Annotated in this window: 14 protein-coding genes and 1 tRNA gene; 8 read left to right on the top strand and 7 right to left on the bottom strand. The window is 68.0% G+C overall.

Annotated elements, in window-relative coordinates:
* Positions 1–366: 366 nt before the first annotated feature.
* From mmsA to DEJ28_RS02530, 3 genes are all read left to right on the top strand, one after another.
* On the top strand, positions 367–1,890 hold the full coding sequence (gene mmsA, locus DEJ28_RS02540) for a multiple monosaccharide ABC transporter ATP-binding protein (RefSeq protein WP_181433793.1): 1,524 nt from the start codon (positions 367–369) through the stop codon (positions 1,888–1,890).
* Positions 1,887–3,179 carry a multiple monosaccharide ABC transporter permease gene (gene mmsB, locus DEJ28_RS02535; RefSeq protein WP_111116543.1) on the top strand — a complete coding sequence of 431 codons (1,293 nt, stop codon included), beginning with the start codon at positions 1,887–1,889 and terminating at the stop codon, positions 3,177–3,179. Before mmsA ends, mmsB begins: the two co-directional genes overlap by 4 nt.
* Before the next feature lie 61 nt (positions 3,180–3,240).
* Complete coding sequence (locus DEJ28_RS02530; protein ID WP_111116542.1) at positions 3,241–4,344, top strand: substrate-binding domain-containing protein; 1,104 nt, start codon at positions 3,241–3,243, stop codon at positions 4,342–4,344.
* Positions 4,345–4,798: 454 nt separating this feature from the next.
* On the opposite strand, the gene DEJ28_RS02525 is transcribed toward DEJ28_RS02530, so the two are convergent.
* From DEJ28_RS02525 to dcd, 3 genes are all read right to left on the bottom strand, one after another.
* On the bottom strand, positions 4,799–5,128 hold the full coding sequence (locus DEJ28_RS02525; RefSeq protein ID WP_111116541.1) for a HepT-like ribonuclease domain-containing protein: 330 nt from the start codon (positions 5,126–5,128) through the stop codon (positions 4,799–4,801).
* Positions 5,125–5,640 (bottom strand): XRE family transcriptional regulator, encoded by a 516-nt coding sequence (locus DEJ28_RS02520; protein ID WP_111116540.1) that lies wholly within the window; start codon positions 5,638–5,640, stop codon positions 5,125–5,127. The genes DEJ28_RS02525 and DEJ28_RS02520 overlap by 4 nt, the downstream gene beginning before the upstream one ends.
* Before the next feature lie 98 nt (positions 5,641–5,738).
* Entirely contained in the window at positions 5,739–6,326 is a 588-nt protein-coding gene (dcd, locus tag DEJ28_RS02515; RefSeq protein WP_111116601.1) for a dCTP deaminase, read from the bottom strand.
* Positions 6,327–6,414: 88 nt separating this feature from the next.
* On the opposite strand from dcd, the gene DEJ28_RS02510 reads away from it, so the two are divergent.
* Together DEJ28_RS02510 and DEJ28_RS02505 are read left to right on the top strand one after the other, a co-directional pair.
* The gene (locus DEJ28_RS02510) at positions 6,415–7,506 is read left to right on the top strand and encodes a GNAT family N-acetyltransferase (RefSeq protein WP_181433782.1); all 1,092 of its coding nucleotides are present in this window, start codon (positions 6,415–6,417) and stop codon (positions 7,504–7,506) included.
* Positions 7,507–7,588: 82 nt separating this feature from the next.
* Positions 7,589–9,634: a bifunctional copper resistance protein CopD/cytochrome c oxidase assembly protein gene (locus DEJ28_RS02505; RefSeq protein WP_111116538.1), complete on the top strand. Its 2,046-nt coding sequence runs from the start codon at positions 7,589–7,591 to the stop codon at positions 9,632–9,634.
* Between the two features lie 175 nt (positions 9,635–9,809).
* Here the strand turns inward: DEJ28_RS02505 and DEJ28_RS02500 are convergent, their stop codons facing one another.
* Positions 9,810–10,157, bottom strand: coding sequence for a hypothetical protein (locus DEJ28_RS02500; RefSeq protein ID WP_111116537.1), 348 nt, complete (start codon positions 10,155–10,157; stop codon positions 9,810–9,812).
* Positions 10,147–11,277 (bottom strand): DUF6177 family protein, encoded by a 1,131-nt coding sequence (locus DEJ28_RS02495; RefSeq protein ID WP_111116536.1) that lies wholly within the window; start codon positions 11,275–11,277, stop codon positions 10,147–10,149. The genes DEJ28_RS02500 and DEJ28_RS02495 overlap by 11 nt, the downstream gene beginning before the upstream one ends.
* 240 nt (positions 11,278–11,517) lie before the next feature.
* On the opposite strand from DEJ28_RS02495, the gene DEJ28_RS02490 reads away from it, so the two are divergent.
* From DEJ28_RS02490 to DEJ28_RS02480, 3 genes are all read left to right on the top strand, one after another.
* Positions 11,518–11,588 (top strand) — tRNA-Gly (locus tag DEJ28_RS02490).
* Positions 11,589–12,513: 925 nt separating this feature from the next.
* Positions 12,514–14,517 carry a GNAT family N-acetyltransferase gene (locus DEJ28_RS02485; protein WP_146248885.1) on the top strand — a complete coding sequence of 668 codons (2,004 nt, stop codon included), beginning with the start codon at positions 12,514–12,516 and terminating at the stop codon, positions 14,515–14,517.
* Entirely contained in the window at positions 14,514–14,966 is a 453-nt protein-coding gene (locus DEJ28_RS02480) for an ASCH domain-containing protein (RefSeq protein WP_111116533.1), read from the top strand. Before DEJ28_RS02485 ends, DEJ28_RS02480 begins: the two co-directional genes overlap by 4 nt.
* Before the next feature lie 529 nt (positions 14,967–15,495).
* Here the strand turns inward: DEJ28_RS02480 and DEJ28_RS02475 are convergent.
* A complete protein-coding gene (locus DEJ28_RS02475; RefSeq protein ID WP_146248884.1) occupies positions 15,496–16,080 on the bottom strand; it encodes a MarR family winged helix-turn-helix transcriptional regulator in 585 nt (194 codons plus the stop codon).
* Between the two features lie 408 nt (positions 16,081–16,488).
* Positions 16,489–17,013: a MarR family winged helix-turn-helix transcriptional regulator gene (locus DEJ28_RS02470; RefSeq protein WP_111116530.1), complete on the bottom strand. Its 525-nt coding sequence runs from the start codon at positions 17,011–17,013 to the stop codon at positions 16,489–16,491.
* Between the last annotated feature and the right edge of the window lie 133 nt (positions 17,014–17,146).

The raw sequence follows: 17,146 nt of genomic DNA, 5'->3' as shown, positions 1-17,146 counted from the left end.
TCCCGCACGATCACCCCAACGCGGGGGACGTGTACCCCCCGGTTCCGCCGGATCACGCGGGCCGTTACGAAAACGCGACCAATCCGAATTGACAGGCGCGCCGACCCCGTGCGTAGTATTACCTCCGTTCCGCCGATGTGAACGGTCACATGGACCATCACAGTGCTCGTCCGAAAGGGCGCGCGGCAGGACACCGGACACGACAACGAGGTCCGCACAGACTCCCTGTGCCCTTCGTTGCCGCAGCAGAACCACCCGAAGAAACTGCCGCATCGCAGCGGCAGAAGGAGATGCACCGTGGCGTCAACCCCGATCGACACCGGACTCGAGACCCGGTCGATCACCGCACCCGAGACGATCCTCGAGATGCGCTCGATCACCAAGGAGTTCCCTGGTGTGAAGGCGCTGTCCGACGTCTCGCTCAGCGTCCGTGCCGGCGAGATCCACGCGATCTGCGGCGAGAACGGCGCCGGCAAGTCGACCCTGATGAAGGTCCTGTCGGGTGTCTACCCGTACGGCACCTACAGCGGCGAGATCGTCTACGAGGGCGAAGAGGTTCGCTTCGCGAACATCAAGCAGTCCGAGCAGGCCGGCATCGTGATCATCCACCAGGAGCTCGCGCTCATCCCGGAGCTGTCGATCACCGAGAACCTGTTCCTCGGCAACGAGTCGAGCCGGTTCGGCGCGATCGACTGGACCGCCGCGCAGCTGCGTGCCCAGGACCTGCTCGCCCGCGTCGGCCTGGCCGACGACCCCGACACCCAGATCAAGAACATCGGCGTCGGCAAGCAGCAGCTCGTGGAGATCGCGAAGGCGCTGCACAAGGACGTCAAGCTGCTCATCCTCGACGAGCCGACCGCGGCCCTGAACGAGAACGACTCGCAGCACCTGCTCGACCTGATCGTCGGCCTGAAGGCCAAGGGCATCGCGAGCATCATCATCAGCCACAAGCTCAACGAGATCGAGCAGATCGCCGACGAGATCACGATCATCCGCGACGGCAAGACCATCGAGACGCTCAACGTCAAGGCGGACGGCGTCAACGAGGACCGCATCATCCGCGGCATGGTCGGCCGGTCGCTCGAGTCCCGGTTCCCGGACCGCACCCCGAAGATCGGCGAGACCTTCTTCGAGGTCCGCGACTGGACCGTGCAGCACCCGCTCGACTCGTCCCGCCTGGTCTGCAAGGGCTCGAACTTCCACGTGCGGCGCGGCGAGATCGTCGGCTTCGCCGGGCTCATGGGCGCCGGACGCACCGAGCTCGCGATGAGCATCTTCGGCCACTCGTACGGCACCTTCATCGGCGGCAGGGTCTTCAAGGACGGCGAGGAGATCAAGGTCAACACCGTCCAGCAGGCGATCGACAACGGCATCGGCTACGTCTCCGAGGACCGCAAGGCACTCGGCCTGAACCTGCTCGACACCGTGAAGCGATCAACCGTCTCGGCCGACCTCAAGAAGATCTCCAAGGCCGGCGTCGTCGACTCCCTCGAGGAGTACTCGGTCGCCGAGAAGTACCGGAAGATGCTCCGCACGAAGGTGCCGACGGTCGAGGAGAACGTCGGGAAGCTCTCCGGCGGGAACCAGCAGAAGGTCGTCCTGTCCAAGTGGATGTTCACCGACCCGGACATCCTCATCCTCGACGAGCCCACGCGCGGCATCGACGTCGGAGCCAAGTTCGAGATCTACGGCATCATCCAGCAGCTCGCGGCACAGGGGAAGGGCATCATCCTCATCTCCTCCGAGCTCCCCGAGCTGCTCGGCCTGTCCGACCGCATCTACACCATCTTCGAGGGCCAGATCACCGCTGACCTCCCGGCCGACCAGGCCGACCCAGAATCGCTCATGCGCAGCATGACCTCCGCGCGGAAGGGCGCCACCGTCTCATGAAGAACCTGAAACTGCTGTTCGGCAAGGGCAACAGCATCGGCCAGTACGGCATGATCATCGCACTCATCGTGCTGCTCGCGTTCTTCGCGATCACCACGCAGGGGCTGGTCCTCCAGCCGACCAACGTGATCAACCTGTTCCTGCAGTACTCCTACATCCTGATCCTGGCGCTCGGCATGGTCATGGTGATCATCGCGGGCCACATCGACCTGTCGGTCGGTTCGGTCGCGGCGGTCGTCGGCATCATCGTGGCGCAGTCCATCTCGGTGTGGCACTTCCCCGTCTGGACGGCGATCATCCTCGGCCTGGCCGTCGGTGCCCTGATCGGTGCCTGGCAGGGCTTCTGGGTCGCGTTCGTCCGCGTCCCGGCGTTCATCGTGACGCTGGCCGGCCAGCTGATCTTCCGCGGCGTGAACCAGATCATCGGCAACTCGACCTCGGTCCCCGTGCCGAACGACTTCACCCCGATCGGCGCCGGCTTCCTCGGTGACTTCGGCCCGGACTTCGGCTACAGCAACGGCACGCTCCTCATCGGGCTCGTCACCATCGCGGCGCTCATCATCATCGAGGCCCGTGGCCGTGGCCGTCGTCGCAAGATGCAGGCCGAGGTCCCGCCGCTGTGGGTCTCGATCGTCCGCACCGGCATCCTGGTCGCCGTGACGCTCGTCGCCACCTACCTGTTCGGCGCCGGTCCCGTCGGCACGTCGGTCCCGATCGTCGCGATCATCCTCGGTGTCCTGACGATCATCTACGGCTTCGTCACCAAGAACACGATCTTCGGTCGCCAGGTCTACGCCGTCGGTGGCAACTCCAGCGCCGCCGTCCTGTCCGGTGTGTCCGCGAAGAAGGTCAACTTCTTCGTCATGATGAACATGTCCGTCCTGGCCGCCGTCGCCGGCATGGTGTTCGTCGCCTACTCCGGCGCATCGGGCCCCGCTGACGGCACCGGCTGGGAGCTCGACGCGATCGCCGCCGTCTTCGTCGGTGGTGCTGCCGTCGCCGGTGGTGTCGGCACGATCTCCGGCTCGATCATCGGTGGCCTCGTGATGGCGCTCCTGTCGAACGGCCTGCAGCTGATGGGCCTCGAGTCCAACAAGGTGCAGATCATCCGCGGTCTGGTCCTGCTCGTGGCCGTCGCCTTCGACGTCTACTCGAAGTCGCAGGGGCGTCCGTCGCTCATCGGCGGCATGATGCGGCAGTTCCAGCGGAAGGACACCGAGCAGAACACGGTGGCCGCCCAGCAGCCGCGGTCCATCGAGGACCAGCCCGAGAAGGTCACCCTCCCCTAGTCCCACCACCCCACAGCGGGGCTCCGGCCCCACCACTCCTCAACGAAGAGAAAGCAATCACATGCGCAAGAAGATCGTCGCCGGCCTCAGCCTGGCGCTCATCGCTGGCCTCGCCCTCAGCGGCTGCTCGGCTCGCGGTTCCGATTCCGGCAGCGGTTCGGACTCGACCATCAAGAAGGGCGACCTCATCGGCGTGGCGCTCCCGGCGAAGACCTCGCAGAACTGGGTCCTCGCGGGCGCCGCGTTCAAGAAGTCGATCGAGGACGCCGGCTTCAAGGCCGACATCCAGTACGCCAACGCCGGCAACCCGGTGCCGGACCAGCAGTCGCAGATCTCGGGCATGATCACCAAGGGCGCCAAGGCCGTCATCATCGGTGCCGCCGACGGTTCGCAGCTGACCGCGCAGGTCAAGTCGGCGAAGTCCTCGGGCGCCGTCGTCATCGCCTGGGACCGCAACATCCTGAACACCAAGAACGTCGACTACTACGTCGCGTTCAACAACTACAAGGTCGGCCAGCTGCAGGCCCAGGCACTGCTCAAGGGCCTCAAGGAGAAGAAGGGCGACGGACCGTACAACGTCGAGCTCTTCGCCGGTTCGGCCGACGACGCCAACGCCACCGTGTTCTTCAACGGTGCGATGAACGTCCTGCAGCCGAAGATCGACGACGGCACCATCAAGGTCGTCTCGGGTCAGACCACCTTCCAGAAGGTGCAGACCAAGGGCTGGCTCGCGCAGAACGCCCAGTCGCGCATGACCGACCTGATCTCGCAGTACTACACGGGTGACACCAAGCTCGACGGCGTCCTGTCGCCGAACGACACCCTGGCCCGTGCGATCCTCACCGCGACGAAGGCCGCTGGCAAGGAGAACCCGGTCGTGACCGGTCAGGACTCGGAGACCGCTTCGATCCCGCTGATCATGCAGGGCACGCAGTACTCGACGATCTACAAGAACACCACCGAAGAGGCCCAGGCGGCCGTCGACCTGGTGTCCGACCTGTCGAAGGGCAACAAGCCCGACACGAAGATCGACAAGACGAACAACTACAACGGCGTCAAGACGGTTCCGGCGATCGAGCTCACCCCGATCCTCGTGACCAAGGAGAACGCGGTCGAGGCCTACAAGGGCAACGACACCCTCGAGGCACTCGCCAAGAAGGGCTGATCTCCCCCGCTCCACGGACGGCCCCGTCTCGCTTCGGCGAGACGGGGCCGTCCTGCGTTCGCGGGCGGTGTGCGGCGGGGCGGGCGGCAGGGGCCGCGGCAGCAGCAGCAGCAGCGAGGCCGAGTCTCGCCTCGGCGGACGGATCGCGTCTGCCGGACCGCGCAGGGTGTCCGCTGGGCCGAGACTCGGCCGCCACGTGCCGTGGACGCGCGCCGACGGCGGACGGGAGGCACGGTGCCGGCCCGCACCGCGCCTCCAGTCCGCAGCCGGTCGGTCGGGCGGCGGGGCCGTCCCCGAGACTCGGCCCGGCGGACAGATCGCGCCCGCCGGAACGCGCAGGACGTCCGCGGGGCCGAGACTCGGCGGGGCCGGCCAACCGGGCCGGCCGACGGGGCCGGCCGACGGGGCCGGCCGACGGGCCGGCCGACGGGGCTGGCCGGCGGGGCGGCGCGCGCTACGCCTGCCCGGCGCGCATGCGCTGGACCGCATCGCAGAGCGCCGGCACGTCCACCCGTGCCGTCCCGAAGACGACGGCGGGCGTGGTGTCGAAGTAGCGGCGGGTCAGACGCTCCCCCAGCAGGGAGACCCGCGCCCACGGGATGCCCGGTTCGCTCGAGGTGACGGCACTCGGGAGCATGCGCACGGCCTCGCCGATCTCGACCAGCCGCATCCGGACCGCGTCGTAGACGAGGTCCTCCGGCAGCCCGTCCTCGTCGACGTACCGACGGATCACACCGCACGCCCGGATGACGTCGTCGAGCCGGTCGCCCACGTCACGGCTCACAGCGGGACCGCGTCCCGGACCGCGTCCGCTCCCATGCCCGCGGCGTCCGCGACGTCGACCCGGACGCCGAGGAGCTGCTCGGCCTCGTCCTGGATCCGCATGAGCGCGAAGATGCCGAGCCCCGGATCGAGGTCCACCATGAGGTCGACGTCGCTGGAGGGCCCGTCCTCGCCGCGTGCGACGCTGCCGAACAGCCGCGGGTTCCGCCCGCCGAGCCGGTGCACGATCGCCAGCAGTTCCTCGCGCGCCGCAGTCACGCGCTCCCGCAGTGGCAGGGGTTCCTCGACCGGACGCAGGTCGATCGCGGTCGTGAACCCGGCGGCGAGCAGCAGGCGCTGCAGTGCCGCGAGGGACGGCTCGCGACGGCCGTTCTCGTAGGTGCTGATGACGCTCTGCGTGACCCCGGCTCGGTAGGCGAGCTGGACCTGGGTCAGTTCGGCGCGGAGCCGGGCGTCCCGGATGAGCGCGGCAGCCGACACCAGTGTCGCGGGCCGTGGGAGAACTGCGGACATGCCGCAACGATACACAGAATGCGACATTTCGTTACGCGCGGACGACCGCGCCGAGCGATCCGCACGGAAGATGGCGGAACGCGATATCGCAGGACGCGCTACGGGCGGCCGGAGACGTCCGTCCGGAGGAAGTTCTGCGCCGAGCGGGACGCCGTCGGCCCACGCTGGCCCTGGTACCGCGACTGGTACTCGGCGGAGCCGTACGGCTTCTCTGCCGGACTCGACAGCTGGAAGAAGCAGAGCTGGCCGATCTTCATCCCTGGCCAGAGCTTGATCGGCAGCGTCGCCACGTTCGACAGCTCGAGCGTGACGTGTCCGGAGAACCCCGGGTCGATGAAGCCCGCGGTGGAGTGGGTCAGTAGACCGAGGCGGCCGAGCGAGCTCTTGCCCTCGAGTCGTGCGGCGATGTCGTCGGGGAGCGTCACGACCTCGTACGTCGAACCGAGGACGAACTCACCCGGGTGCAGCACGAACGCCTCGTCCGGGTCGGTCTCCACCAGACGGGTGAGGTCGGGCTGGTCCACCGCGGGGTCGATGTGCGGGTACTTGTGGTTGTCGAACAGCCGGAAGAACTTGTCGAGCCGGACGTCGATGCTCGAGGGCTGGACGAGCGAGGCGTCGTACGGGTCGAGCCCGATCCGGCCCTCGGCGAGCTGGGCGGTGATGTCGCGGTCGGAGAGCAGCACGCGCAGAAGCCTAGCGGCACCGCACCCGCGCCGGTATGCTGCGAGGCTGCCCAGCGTCGGGCAGCGGGACACCGCCGGGAGGCTGGACATGACCACGTACGCCGTGCACGAGATCGACGTCCCCCGGACGATGACCGACGACCCGGCCGTCGTGCAGGCCTTCCGGGAGTGGGTCGCGGTGCAGAACGCCGCCGAGGTGGCCGTCACCGGGCTGCCCGAACTCCTCTGGTCCCCGGAGGAACAGCTCCCCTACCTCCTCGACCCGGAGGGTCCGAGCCGGCTCTTCGTCGCCCGATCGTCCACCGGAACGGTCGTCGCCGCGGGGGCCTACGACTCGAAGCAGGCGCCGGGCACCCCGAACTGCTGGATCTCGATCAGCGTCGCCCCGGACCACCAACGGAACGGGATCGGGACCCTGGTCGCCGACCACCTCGAAGACCTCGCGCGAGCCGCGGGTCGGACGCAGTGGAAGACGTACGCGCCCTCCCGGCAGGTCGGGCCAGCGTCCGGGCACGGGTACCGACCGGCGCCGACCGGCTTCGGCGCCGTGCCGGAGGACGAGGCGGCCGTCCGGTTCCTGACCGGCCGCGGCTGGCGCTTCGGCCAGGTCAACCGCATCAGCCGCCTGTCGTTGCCCGCCGACCGCTCCGTCGTGCAGACGCTGCACGAACGCGCCTCGACCGCCGCGGGCCCGGGGTACCGCCTGCACGCGTGGACGGGTCGCACGCCGACCGCGTGGCAGGAGGGCATCGCGCTCCTCGAGACCCGGATGAGCACGGACGCGCCGGAGGGTGACATGGAGGAGCCCGAGGACGTCTGGACCCTCGAGCGCCTGCGGGAACACGAGGAGCTGCGGGAACGCTCCCCCCGGACCATGGTCACGGTGGCGGTCGAGCACGTGGAGAGCACCACGCTGGCCGGTTTCACGCAGCTGGCCGTACCGGACGCCGTCGGCCAGCCCGTGATGCAGGGCGACACGCTCGTCCTCCGGGAGCACCGCGGACACCGGCTCGGCTGGCTGCTCAAGGTGGCGGGGATCGAGCGGATCGAGCAGGACCACCCCGGGCACCCGTCGATCATCACCTTCAACGCGGAGGAGAACCGGCCGATGCTCGACGTCAACGAGGCGGTCGGGTTCGTCGGGGTGGGCAGCGAGGGGATCTGGGAGCGCCGCGTCTGACGACGCGACCCTGAAGCGGACCGCAGCCGGATCCGGCGACTCGCGCCGCGCCTCCAGTCAGGACGCCTACCATGGGACGGTCATGACCGTCACCCCCACCGCAACTCAGCCTGGAGGCGCGGCACCGGAATCCGCGCCCGTCACCGCGCGCACGTCCACCGTCGCGACGGTCCTCGTCATCGCCGTCCCGCTCGCGGTCGCCTGCTCGATCCTCGGGATGACGCTCACCGGAGCGTTCAGCGCGAACCAGCAGCTGGTGTCCGCCGGCGACCTGGTCGAGTACGGCCTGCCCGTCGCACGAGTCGTCCACGACACCATGGCGGCCCTGACCATCGGGCTGCTCGTGGTCGCGGCGTTCGCACTGCCCGCGCAGAAGAAGGACCACGGCGCGATGTCGAGCGTCCAGCACCGGGCGTCGCGGTGGGCCGCCGTCACCGGCGCGGTCTGGTTCCTCGCCGCGGTCGTCAGCATCGTCCTCACCGGGGCGAACACCCTCGGGGTGCCGCTCACCAGCCCGGTGTTCGCGCGCAACTTCATGCTCTTCGCGTTCCAGGTCGAGATCGGGCAGGCGCTCGTCGTCTCGGCGGTCGCGATCCTCCTCGCGACCGTCGTCGCGGCGTTCGCCACCCGGGTGACGACGCTCGCCGTGGCCACCGTCGCCGGGCTCTTCGCGCTCCTCCCCCTCGCGCTGTCCGGGCACGCCGCCGGGTCGCTCGAGCACGCGAACGCGGTGAACTCGCTCGCCGTGCACCTCGTCGCGGTGTGCGTGTGGGCGGGCGGCCTCGTCGCCGTGCTGGTCCTGCGCACCCGCTTGAAGGGCGCCACCGGCCGGGTCGTCTCGCGGTACTCGACGCTCGCCGGGTGGGCGTTCGCGGCGGTCGCGTTCTCCGGCATCGTCAACGCGTCTCTCCGGCTGACCGGGCCGCTCGACCTCTTCACGACCACGTACGGCTGGCTCATCACCGTCAAGGCCGCGCTCCTCGTGCTGCTCGGGCTCGCCGGGGTCGTCCAGCGTCGCCGGATCGTGCCCGGGCTGCTCCGCGCACCGCTCGACCGCAGGCTCTTCGTGCGCTTCGCCCTCGCCGAGATCGTCTTCATGGCCGTCGCCATCGGGGTCTCGGTCGCCGTCTCCCGGTCGCAGCCGCCCATCCCGCAGACGCCGGCGACCGGTGAGGACACCCGCTCCGGGCTCATCGGTTTCCCGTACCCGCCGGCGCAGACCGTGCAGACCTACCTGACGCAGTGGCACATCGACTGGGTGTGGCTCGCGCTGGCCGTGGTCGGTGCCGGCTGGTACCTGCTCGCCGTCCGCAAGCTGCGGAAGCGCGGGGACAAGTGGCCCGTCGGGCGGACCATCGCGTGGCTGCTCGGGTGCGCGCTGTTCATCTGGACGACCTCGGCCGGGCCCGCCGTGTACGGCATGATCCACTTCTCGTCGCACATGCTCCAGCACATGCTGCTCATGATGTTCGTGCCGCTGCCCCTCGTCCTCGGCGGCCCGGTGCTGCTCGCGCTCCGCACCCTGCCGGTCCGGAACGACGGGTCCCGCGGAGCCCGCGAGTGGCTCATGCTCTTCACGCACTCGCGGTACATGCAGTTCCTCGCGAAGCCCGCCGTCGCCGGGGTGATCTTCGCGGGCTCCCTCGTCGTGTTCTACTTCACGCCCGCCTACCAGTACGCGATGCAGTCGCACGAGTGGCACGTCGCGATGGTCGTGCACTTCGTGTTCAGCGGCTACCTGTTCTTCTGGGTGTTCATCGGCGTCGACCCGGGTCCGAAGCGGCCGGAGTACCCGATCCTCATCATCGCGCTGCTCGCGACCCTGGCCTTCCACGCGTTCTTCGGCGTCGCCGTGATGACCTCGCAGTCGGTGTTTGCGCTCGACTGGTTCCACGCGCTCGGTCAGACCAACGACGCCGCGCTCCTCGACGACCAGCACACCGGCGGCGGGATCGCCTGGGGCGCCTCCGAGCTGCCGATGGTGTTCGTCGCGCTGCTCGTGGTGCGGAACTGGGTGAAGTCGGACACCCGCGATGCGAAGCGCCTCGACCGGAAGGCCGAGCGCGACGGCGACGCGGACCTCAAGGCGTACAACGAGCAGCTCGCGGCGATGCACGACCGCGACTGAGGCGGGCGCGGGCGCCGCGCGGCGCGGGGCGCGGGGCGCGGCGCGTTGTGCCGTTCGGTGCGAGGTTCCGTACTCCGTGCGGGGTCGAGGCCGTCGCACCGAGGACGGAACCCCGCACGGGACGCGCACGACCTCGCACCGTGCGAGGCGGCGCGGCGAGGCGGCGCGGCCGCGCTCAGTCCCCGTGGACGATGCAGACCGCGTCGAGGTCCATCGCGGCCTCGAGCGCAGCCGTGATCCCGGACTCGCCGTCGGCGCCGGCCGGGGTCACCGTGTCCACCCACCACAGCGGCGTGGAGAGCGTCGGGGCGTCGGGCAGGATGCGTTCGACCTCGTCGAGGGAGTCCACCCGCCGGACCCCGAGCACCGTGATGACCGGGTGCGTGGCGTCGCGACAGACCTGCACCATCGGACCGTCGTCGAGTGCCCGGACGCCCCAGGACTCGTCGTGCAGCAGCAGGGCCTCGGCGACGTCGCGGGTCTCGACGGGTTCTCGGCAGAGCAGGGTCACGTCACGGGGCACCCTGGCCACCCATCACGGGCGAACCGGTGCCGCCGACGTAGCCGCCGCCGCCATGCCCGCTGCCGCCGCGCCCACTGCCGCCGTGCCCACCGCCCACGTGTCCGTCGAGCGTGCCCTCGTCGTGCGCGGGGTCGAGCGGTGCGCCGCCGACGAGCTGCAGGAAGCGGTCCTCGTCGATGCGGTCGAGGAAGGCCTCGAGCGCTTCCCACCCGTCGTCGAACCGCACGACGAGTCCGCCGCCGCCGAACGTCGTGGTGGTCGTGCGCGGTGGCGGCCAGACCCCGTCGCGGTCGAGGAACTCGGACGCCTCGGGTCCCACCACGACGGCGAGCGGGGACGGTTCCCCGTGCGACACCGCGCGGACGAGGTGGTCGGCGTCGCCGCGGCGCTGCATCACGACGCCGAACACCGGTTCGACGTCGTCGGCCACACGGTGGACGGCGTCGAGGAGCTTCGATGCGAGCGCCGGGTCCGCGCCGTCCTCGGGGATGGTGAGGACGGCGGACATCGTCTCCACGACGACCCCGTCCAGCAGGTGCGCGGTCATGGTCGCGGAGAACCCCTCGCCCACGGCGTACGAGGTCGAGATCGCGGGGGCCTCGTGCTTCGCGTACTGGGTGACGACCCAGCGGTCCCACGGCACGGTGAGCGGTTCGGCGGTCCCCCAGCGGGTCGGGCACGTGCCGACGGTCTCGCAGAGGGCTTCGATCGCTGAGCCGATGTCGATCGCGCGGCCCGCGTGGTGCCGCAGCGTGAGGTCAATGCTGATCTGGCGGACGGAGTCGATCGCCACGGGGTGCTCCGGGGACGGTGTCCCGACGAGTTCCGGGCCACGGTGGACGACGTCCTCGATGCTCGTGGCGGCGACACCGGTACGGCCGTCTCGCAGGGTGCCGTCGAAGTCGGTGACGACCCACGCGGCACCGTGTGCGCCGAGCGCGTGCCGGAGCGCGGGGGTGAGTGCCGCTTCGCGCCCGGTGCGGAGCACGACCATGCGTCCGGACTCGGACGCCCGACGGAGCAGCGATGAGAACGCATCGGTCAGCCACACCACCGGCGAAGCTGATCGGACCACGATGGCCGGTCCGACCACGTCGTCGATGAGGGGATGCCTGACCATCCGGGTCCTCCTCGGTTCGGGGTCGCTCGATCCACCTGGACGGTACACACGGGGGCGACACCTGTCCGTCAGACGGGCGGGCTCACAGCGGGTACTCGGCTCCGGCAGACGGCCAGCGGTGCGACGGCCTGGAGGCGCGGATCACCTCCGGCAAGCGGCGTCCGGTGGTCGTCCGGCCGGCGCTCGGCTCGCATCCAGCAGAGAATCCGCTAGGCTTGCGTCGTCCCGCTGAGCGGGTGCGCGAGTGTAGTTCAATGGTAGAACTCCAGCTTCCCAAGCTGGTAGCGCGGGTTCGATTCCCGTCACTCGCTCGGTACCACGAAGGGCCGCCCGTGTCGTTTCTCAACCCAGATGCGACTTCTCTCGAAGTAGTTGAGACTCCAGCCCCGGAAACACGCACCAGGTTGAGCTCTCCAACGCCGCGCAGGACGGCAGGTTGAACCCCGAGCAAGGCCGCCTCGCGGCGCGCAGACCTCGTTTTGCTCGGATCCGTCGTCGTCGTCCATCCCGGGGACTCGGAGCATCAAGCGCGACGAGCGGACCTCGGCTGTGGCGTCCTCGCCGCACAGGTCGAGGTGCACCCGGTCCCCGACGATCTTCGGCTCGCGCACGGGCAAGACGAAGTACCGCGGCGGCGACCCGAGCGTGCTTCAACCAGCACCTTGGGTCGTCCTCAAAGCTCGTCGGACCCGAGGGAGCGCAGCCGACGGAAGCGCTGACGTTGGCTGCGATCCGTGTCATCGAGGTCGAAAACCATCACGATGGCGTTCCAAGGGGATGTTCTCACGGTTCGCCGGGGCTCCTTGGGGCCGCCGCTTGTCGGTCGCCCTCAGATCTTGTCTCTATGCCACGAATCGTGTCGCTTCCGCGCAAGGCGACAGCCTCCGTGACACCAGAGAGATTCCGTCGACTCGGCGAAGCAGGGTTCCCACACAGCTTGAACGGACGATCGCTGCTTCCGACGCGGAAGATAGAGGAGCGCCAGGACGTCTTGTGGTTCCGAGCTGCAGGCAACTGCCAGGCAAGGATGTAGATGAAGAACAGTCCTTTGAGAGCACGGGTGCCGCGATGACTTCTCACCGAGCGTGCGTCTGCCCACGCAGTCCGAGGCTTCGCAATCCGGCGAGACTTTAATAGGAGACCCTGACTCCTCTGTCACAGCGGCGCGCTTCGAAGGTGCGTAGCCCCAGAGATGGTTAGGTGAGCGCTAATCGTGTTGTGAGGGAAGGGGCGCCCGTGGTGATCGACCTTCGGTACCCATCTCCTGGTGCGTTCGGGGAGGGCTCCCTCCTGGACGATGTCTACTCGCTCTGGAAGCTCAACTCGGCGACGCTCGGATTCCTACCCTTCGAAGCATTCAACGACCGGGCCCGATCAGGGCAGGTGCTCGCCGCCGTTCAAGACGACACCGTCGTCGGGTACGTCCTGTTCGATCTGCCGCGCACCGGACAGATCACCCTTCGTCACGTCTGCATCGCGGAGGCAGCGCGAGGCACTGGACTGGCACGAACGCTGACCGACCGTGTCATTGCCGATCACCCGGAACGGCTCGAGCTCGCCGCTGACTGTCGAGAGGACTACGGGCTTCACGGGTTCTGGTCTCGCCTTGGAATGTCGCCTCGCGCTGAACGTCCGGGCCGACGGCAGCTCGGATCCGTGCTCACCAGGTGGCGGCGCCCCCTCGGCCAGCTCGACCTTCTGGAAGCTGCGCTGCTTGCTTCCAAGCTTCCGCTCGCCGTGCTTGACGCCAATGTCGTCAGTGACCTCTGCAGCGCACCACACGTACCTCGGGCACGAGCACAGGAATCCGCCGGCTTGCTTGCTGACTGGATGCAACAGAAGATCGACTACGCAGTGTCCGTGCAACTCGACCAGGAGTTCAGCCGTACGATCGACCCGGTTCAGCGCGCTGCGCTCCGCACCGGTTCGCAGCACTGGGTGCGCCTACGCACCACACGCCCCGACGACGAAGCGCTCGAGCACGACCTTGCCAAGCGACTCGCTACGGCAATCGCCCAGGACGCGTCCATCAGTGAAGACCTCCTGCACCTTGCTGACGCCATCCGAGCAGAAGCAGCGTATTTCGTCACGAATGACGACACCCTGATCGAGCGAACGGCTGACTGGCTGCTCGCTGACTTCGGCGTAGAAGCGATCCGACCGCACGTGCTGATCGGTCGGACCCGGAGCGGCGTCGGACAACCGTCGTTCGTGCCCCGGCTGATCAGCTCCGTCGACCTCGATTGGGAACCGCTCGACCGGCTCGACGGAACCACGCTGCAGAACGCGTTCACCAACCACCACACTGGGGAACGCGGCAGAAGCCTGCTGCAGCGCATCGCCAACGAGCGAAGCCATCCGGACACCACCCAAGTGCAAGTCCTCTCCGACGGACACACACCATGGGCTCTACTGGCATACCGACCAGACCACGATTCGCTGTACGTGCCGCTCCTTCGAGTCGCCCCTGGGCCGCAAGCCCTCACCGTCGCACTCCAGCTCACCCGTTACCTGCGGCGAGAGGCGGTACGGCTGGGATGCACGACGGTGATTGTCGAAGACACTGTGCAGGAAGTCGTCGGGGAAGCGCTTCGCGAAGATGGTTACGCTGCCAACTCAAGCGGATGGACGGCGGAGCCCCGTACTGGGTTCGAAAACCACCCGTCGCTCCTCCCGCAGGAAGCAGCGGATCGTGAGCGGATCCATTACCCGCTTGCCATCACCGGTACCGGCACGCCGGCAGCGGTCGTGCCAATCCGTCCCCGATACGCGGAGACACTCCTCGGGTACGCCGGCGACACATTGCTGCAACTTCGGCGCACCACTCTCGGAATCCTTCGGCAGCACGTCTACTTCCACACCCCAGCCGGGCCGGCGCTGACCGCACCAACCCGCCTGCTCTGGTACGTGACGGCCGACAAGCTCTCCCGCACTCGCCGAATGGTCGCAACATCTCGCCTCATCGGGTCCGAGATACTCCCAGCAGCGGAAGCGCACGCCGTCTACCGAGAACTTGGCGTGCTCTCTCTGTCAGAGATCCGCGCCATGGCGAACGATGCCGGGGAGGTTCATGTCGTACGGTTCGAGGACACTGAACTCCTCCCCCGAGAACTCGGCAGGAGCGACGTCGCCGCCTTGAACAGCGCCCACAACGTCCGTGGGAACTTCCTCACCATCCGAGAAGTTCCGAGTGGCTACTTCGATGACCTGATGACAACGCAACTCCTGGAGGCACGATGAGCACCGACCGAAGCGTGCTCCTGTCAGTACGGCCCGAGTTCGCCGACGCCCTCCTTGCCGGCACGAAGACCGCCGAGGTGCGCCGTCGGTTCCCGGCAATCGCCGTCGGCACAACCCTTTACGTCTACGCTAGCTCGCCGTCCAAGCAGGTCATCGGAACGCTGCGCACTTCGGCAGTGCATCGAGTTCCACGTCAGACCGTCTGGGATCGGTTCAAGCGCATGATCGGCATCGACCGCCGCTACCTCGACGCTTACCTCCACGGCGTTGAGCACGCGGCCATCATCGAGGTGGACACTCCCTCCACCTGGACGCGCCCCGTGTCCCTCGCGGAACTTCGCGCCCACGTCGCCGTCGAACCGCCGCAGAGCTACCGGTACCTCAACATCTCGCAAGCAGCGCAGCTGGAGTCAGTTCGCGCAAGCACCGTTGCCCTTGTGTCTGCTTGATTGTGCCCGGTGCCGTGGATCGAGACCACGGCACCGACGCGCTCACGGCAGCGTGGTGTGGACGGTCAGTGCGTCCAAGATCAAGTGCTCGTAGACCTCGCCACCCCTCGCGGACCCCGACATTGACCTGAAGTCCCGGCAGTGTTCAACCGCCTGCCTGTAGCCGCAATGATGCGCTGGGGCCCGTTACCAGCGACGTACCGATCAGGGAGCGTCGGCTGTGTGTGGGTGTCGCCGCCGTGACCCGAACCGGCAGCGGCACCCACACTTGGCAACCAACCACTGCCCCCTGCCATATGTGCTGACATTGAGTTACGGTGAGCGTGCTTCACCAGCTCAGGGGGTGGGGTGCTTAGGCGGGCGGTTCGCATCCGGGTTGTGTTCTGCCCGCCTGAGCGTTTCCCCGCCCGAGGTCGAGCAGCTCGACGGCCATCCGCCGTGCAGTTTCAGCAACGCGACGAGCGAAGGCGTGTTCGTTGCGTCGCGGACTCGCCGTCTCATTGACGGTCAACCGTGATGGGCGGCCTGTTTAGGCGAGGATGCGCAGGTTCGGGGGTTGCTCGTCGTCGGTGGCGTCCTCGTCTTCGACGACGTATTCGTCCTCAAACGCCCCTGCCGGGTCCGTTGCGGTCAGGGCGTTGGTGACTTGTTCCAGGGTCCGGGTGAGGACGTCGTTGTCTTCTTTGGGAAGGTGGTCGATGACTTCGACCACGGCCCGGTGGTAGCGGGCGTAGGCGTCGTCGATCTTCCGCGCCGCCTGCACCGTCGGTTCGAGCACTTGTGCGCGTCGATCGGTGGGGTGCGGTGCGCGGACGAAGTCACCCTTCTTGACGAGTCCGTCGACGATCTTCGTCACGGACGCGTTGGAGACGTTGAGCATCACTGCGAGGTCCTTCGGGCCCATGAGGCGGCCGTCGCGGTGGGCTTGGAGCATGTACCGGACCGCGTGGAACTCGTTCTTCGTGAGCCCTGACTCCTTCCGGGCCTGCTCGAGTTGCTGCTCTTCCGCGTGCTGCAGCCGCAGGAGCGCCTCGACCGCGTTCTTCGCCGCCCTCGAGCGGGGTTCCCGCGCGTAGAGGTGCATGTGTTCACGGCGGACAACAGTCAACGGCACGGCAAGTCCCTCATCAGATCCAGAGTTAGTGGCTTGATCCTAGAGCGCAGGCCCCACGAAGAAGTCAGCGTAGGAGGGACCGGTGCCCTCACTGAGGAGCGTCGGGTCCTCCGCTCGACGTGCAGCGTAGGTTTCGATGATCGTGGGATCGGTCAGACCAAACCGGCGGTGCATCCCCCCGACGCGCATCGTCTGCGGCATCCCCTGATACGTGCTGTGCATCTTCCTCGCCACCCTCTGCTTGCTCGGTTCCCGGTCATCTGCGCCCGGACAGCAACATCCTTCACACTCTGAACAGTTTCCGCAACTGAAGGTCTACGAGTATGTACTTTTCGCGCAACGAAAGATGCTGGCGCATGGACACCCCGAACCGCGGGCCCGACGAGATTGCGCCGGTCGGCCATGCAGTCAGCTGTCGGGGGTGGGGGCCGCGGAGTCGAGTTCGGTGCGGAGTGCTTGGCTGAGGCGGTTGGCGAACCGGTCGATGGTGGCGGCTTCTTCGTCGGTGAGCTCGTCGATGACGGCGATGAGGGGGGCGTGGATGTGCCCGTAGGCACGCGCGAGGTCTCGTTCGGCGGTGGGGGCGGGGATGATGATGATGCCGCGGCGGTCTTTCGGGTTCGGGCGGCGTTCCACGCGGCCGGCTCGGGCGAGCCGGTCGATGAGCTTGGTGATTCCTGCGGTCGAGAGGCGGAGGGCTCGGGCGAGCTGTGTGGCGTTCAGCATCCGGCCGTCTCGGTCGGCTTGCACGAGGTGCTGCAGCGCGAGCGCGTCGATGGGCAGCATCCGCAATGCGCGTAGCGCCTGCTCGTCGGCGTCGTGCACGGTGTCGCTGAGGGCTTGCAGGCTGGCGATCGCGGCAGCCCCAGCGGCGCTGCCCGGCCGCCCGGCGTACAGGTGCGAAGGTGTGCCGGGTCCGTGTTCGTTGTCCACTGCGCCACCACCTTTTGTCCTTGTTGCGTGTATGCATCGTCCACCCTGGTCCCTGGGAATCGAAACTGAGCGAGTAATCAGCGGAGCGAGACAACCGTGGTGGTCATGACGCCACCGGGATGCGGTGGCAGAG

Source organism: Curtobacterium sp. MCPF17_002 (assembly GCF_003234115.2).
Taxonomy (GTDB): Bacteria; Actinomycetota; Actinomycetes; order Actinomycetales; family Microbacteriaceae; genus Curtobacterium.
This window is presented reverse-complemented; position numbering and strand designations above follow the sequence as displayed.

What these genes read in the sequence shown, in the direction of transcription:
- mmsA (WP_181433793.1), top strand. Translation starts at nt 367, where the DNA reads ATGCGCTCGATCACCAAGGAGTTCCCTGGTGTGAAGGCGCTGTCCGAC.
- mmsB (WP_111116543.1), top strand. Translation starts at nt 1,887, where the DNA reads ATGAAGAACCTGAAACTGCTGTTCGGCAAGGGCAACAGCATCGGCCAG.
- DEJ28_RS02530 (WP_111116542.1), top strand. Translation starts at nt 3,241, where the DNA reads ATGCGCAAGAAGATCGTCGCCGGCCTCAGCCTGGCGCTCATCGCTGGC.
- DEJ28_RS02520 (WP_111116540.1), bottom strand. Translation starts at nt 5,640, where the DNA reads ATGTCCGCAGTTCTCCCACGGCCCGCGACACTGGTGTCGGCTGCCGCG.
- DEJ28_RS02510 (WP_181433782.1), top strand. Translation starts at nt 6,415, where the DNA reads ATGACCACGTACGCCGTGCACGAGATCGACGTCCCCCGGACGATGACC.
- DEJ28_RS02505 (WP_111116538.1), top strand. Translation starts at nt 7,589, where the DNA reads ATGACCGTCACCCCCACCGCAACTCAGCCTGGAGGCGCGGCACCGGAA.
- DEJ28_RS02495 (WP_111116536.1), bottom strand. Translation starts at nt 11,277, where the DNA reads ATGGTCAGGCATCCCCTCATCGACGACGTGGTCGGACCGGCCATCGTG.
- DEJ28_RS02480 (WP_111116533.1), top strand. Translation starts at nt 14,514, where the DNA reads ATGAGCACCGACCGAAGCGTGCTCCTGTCAGTACGGCCCGAGTTCGCC.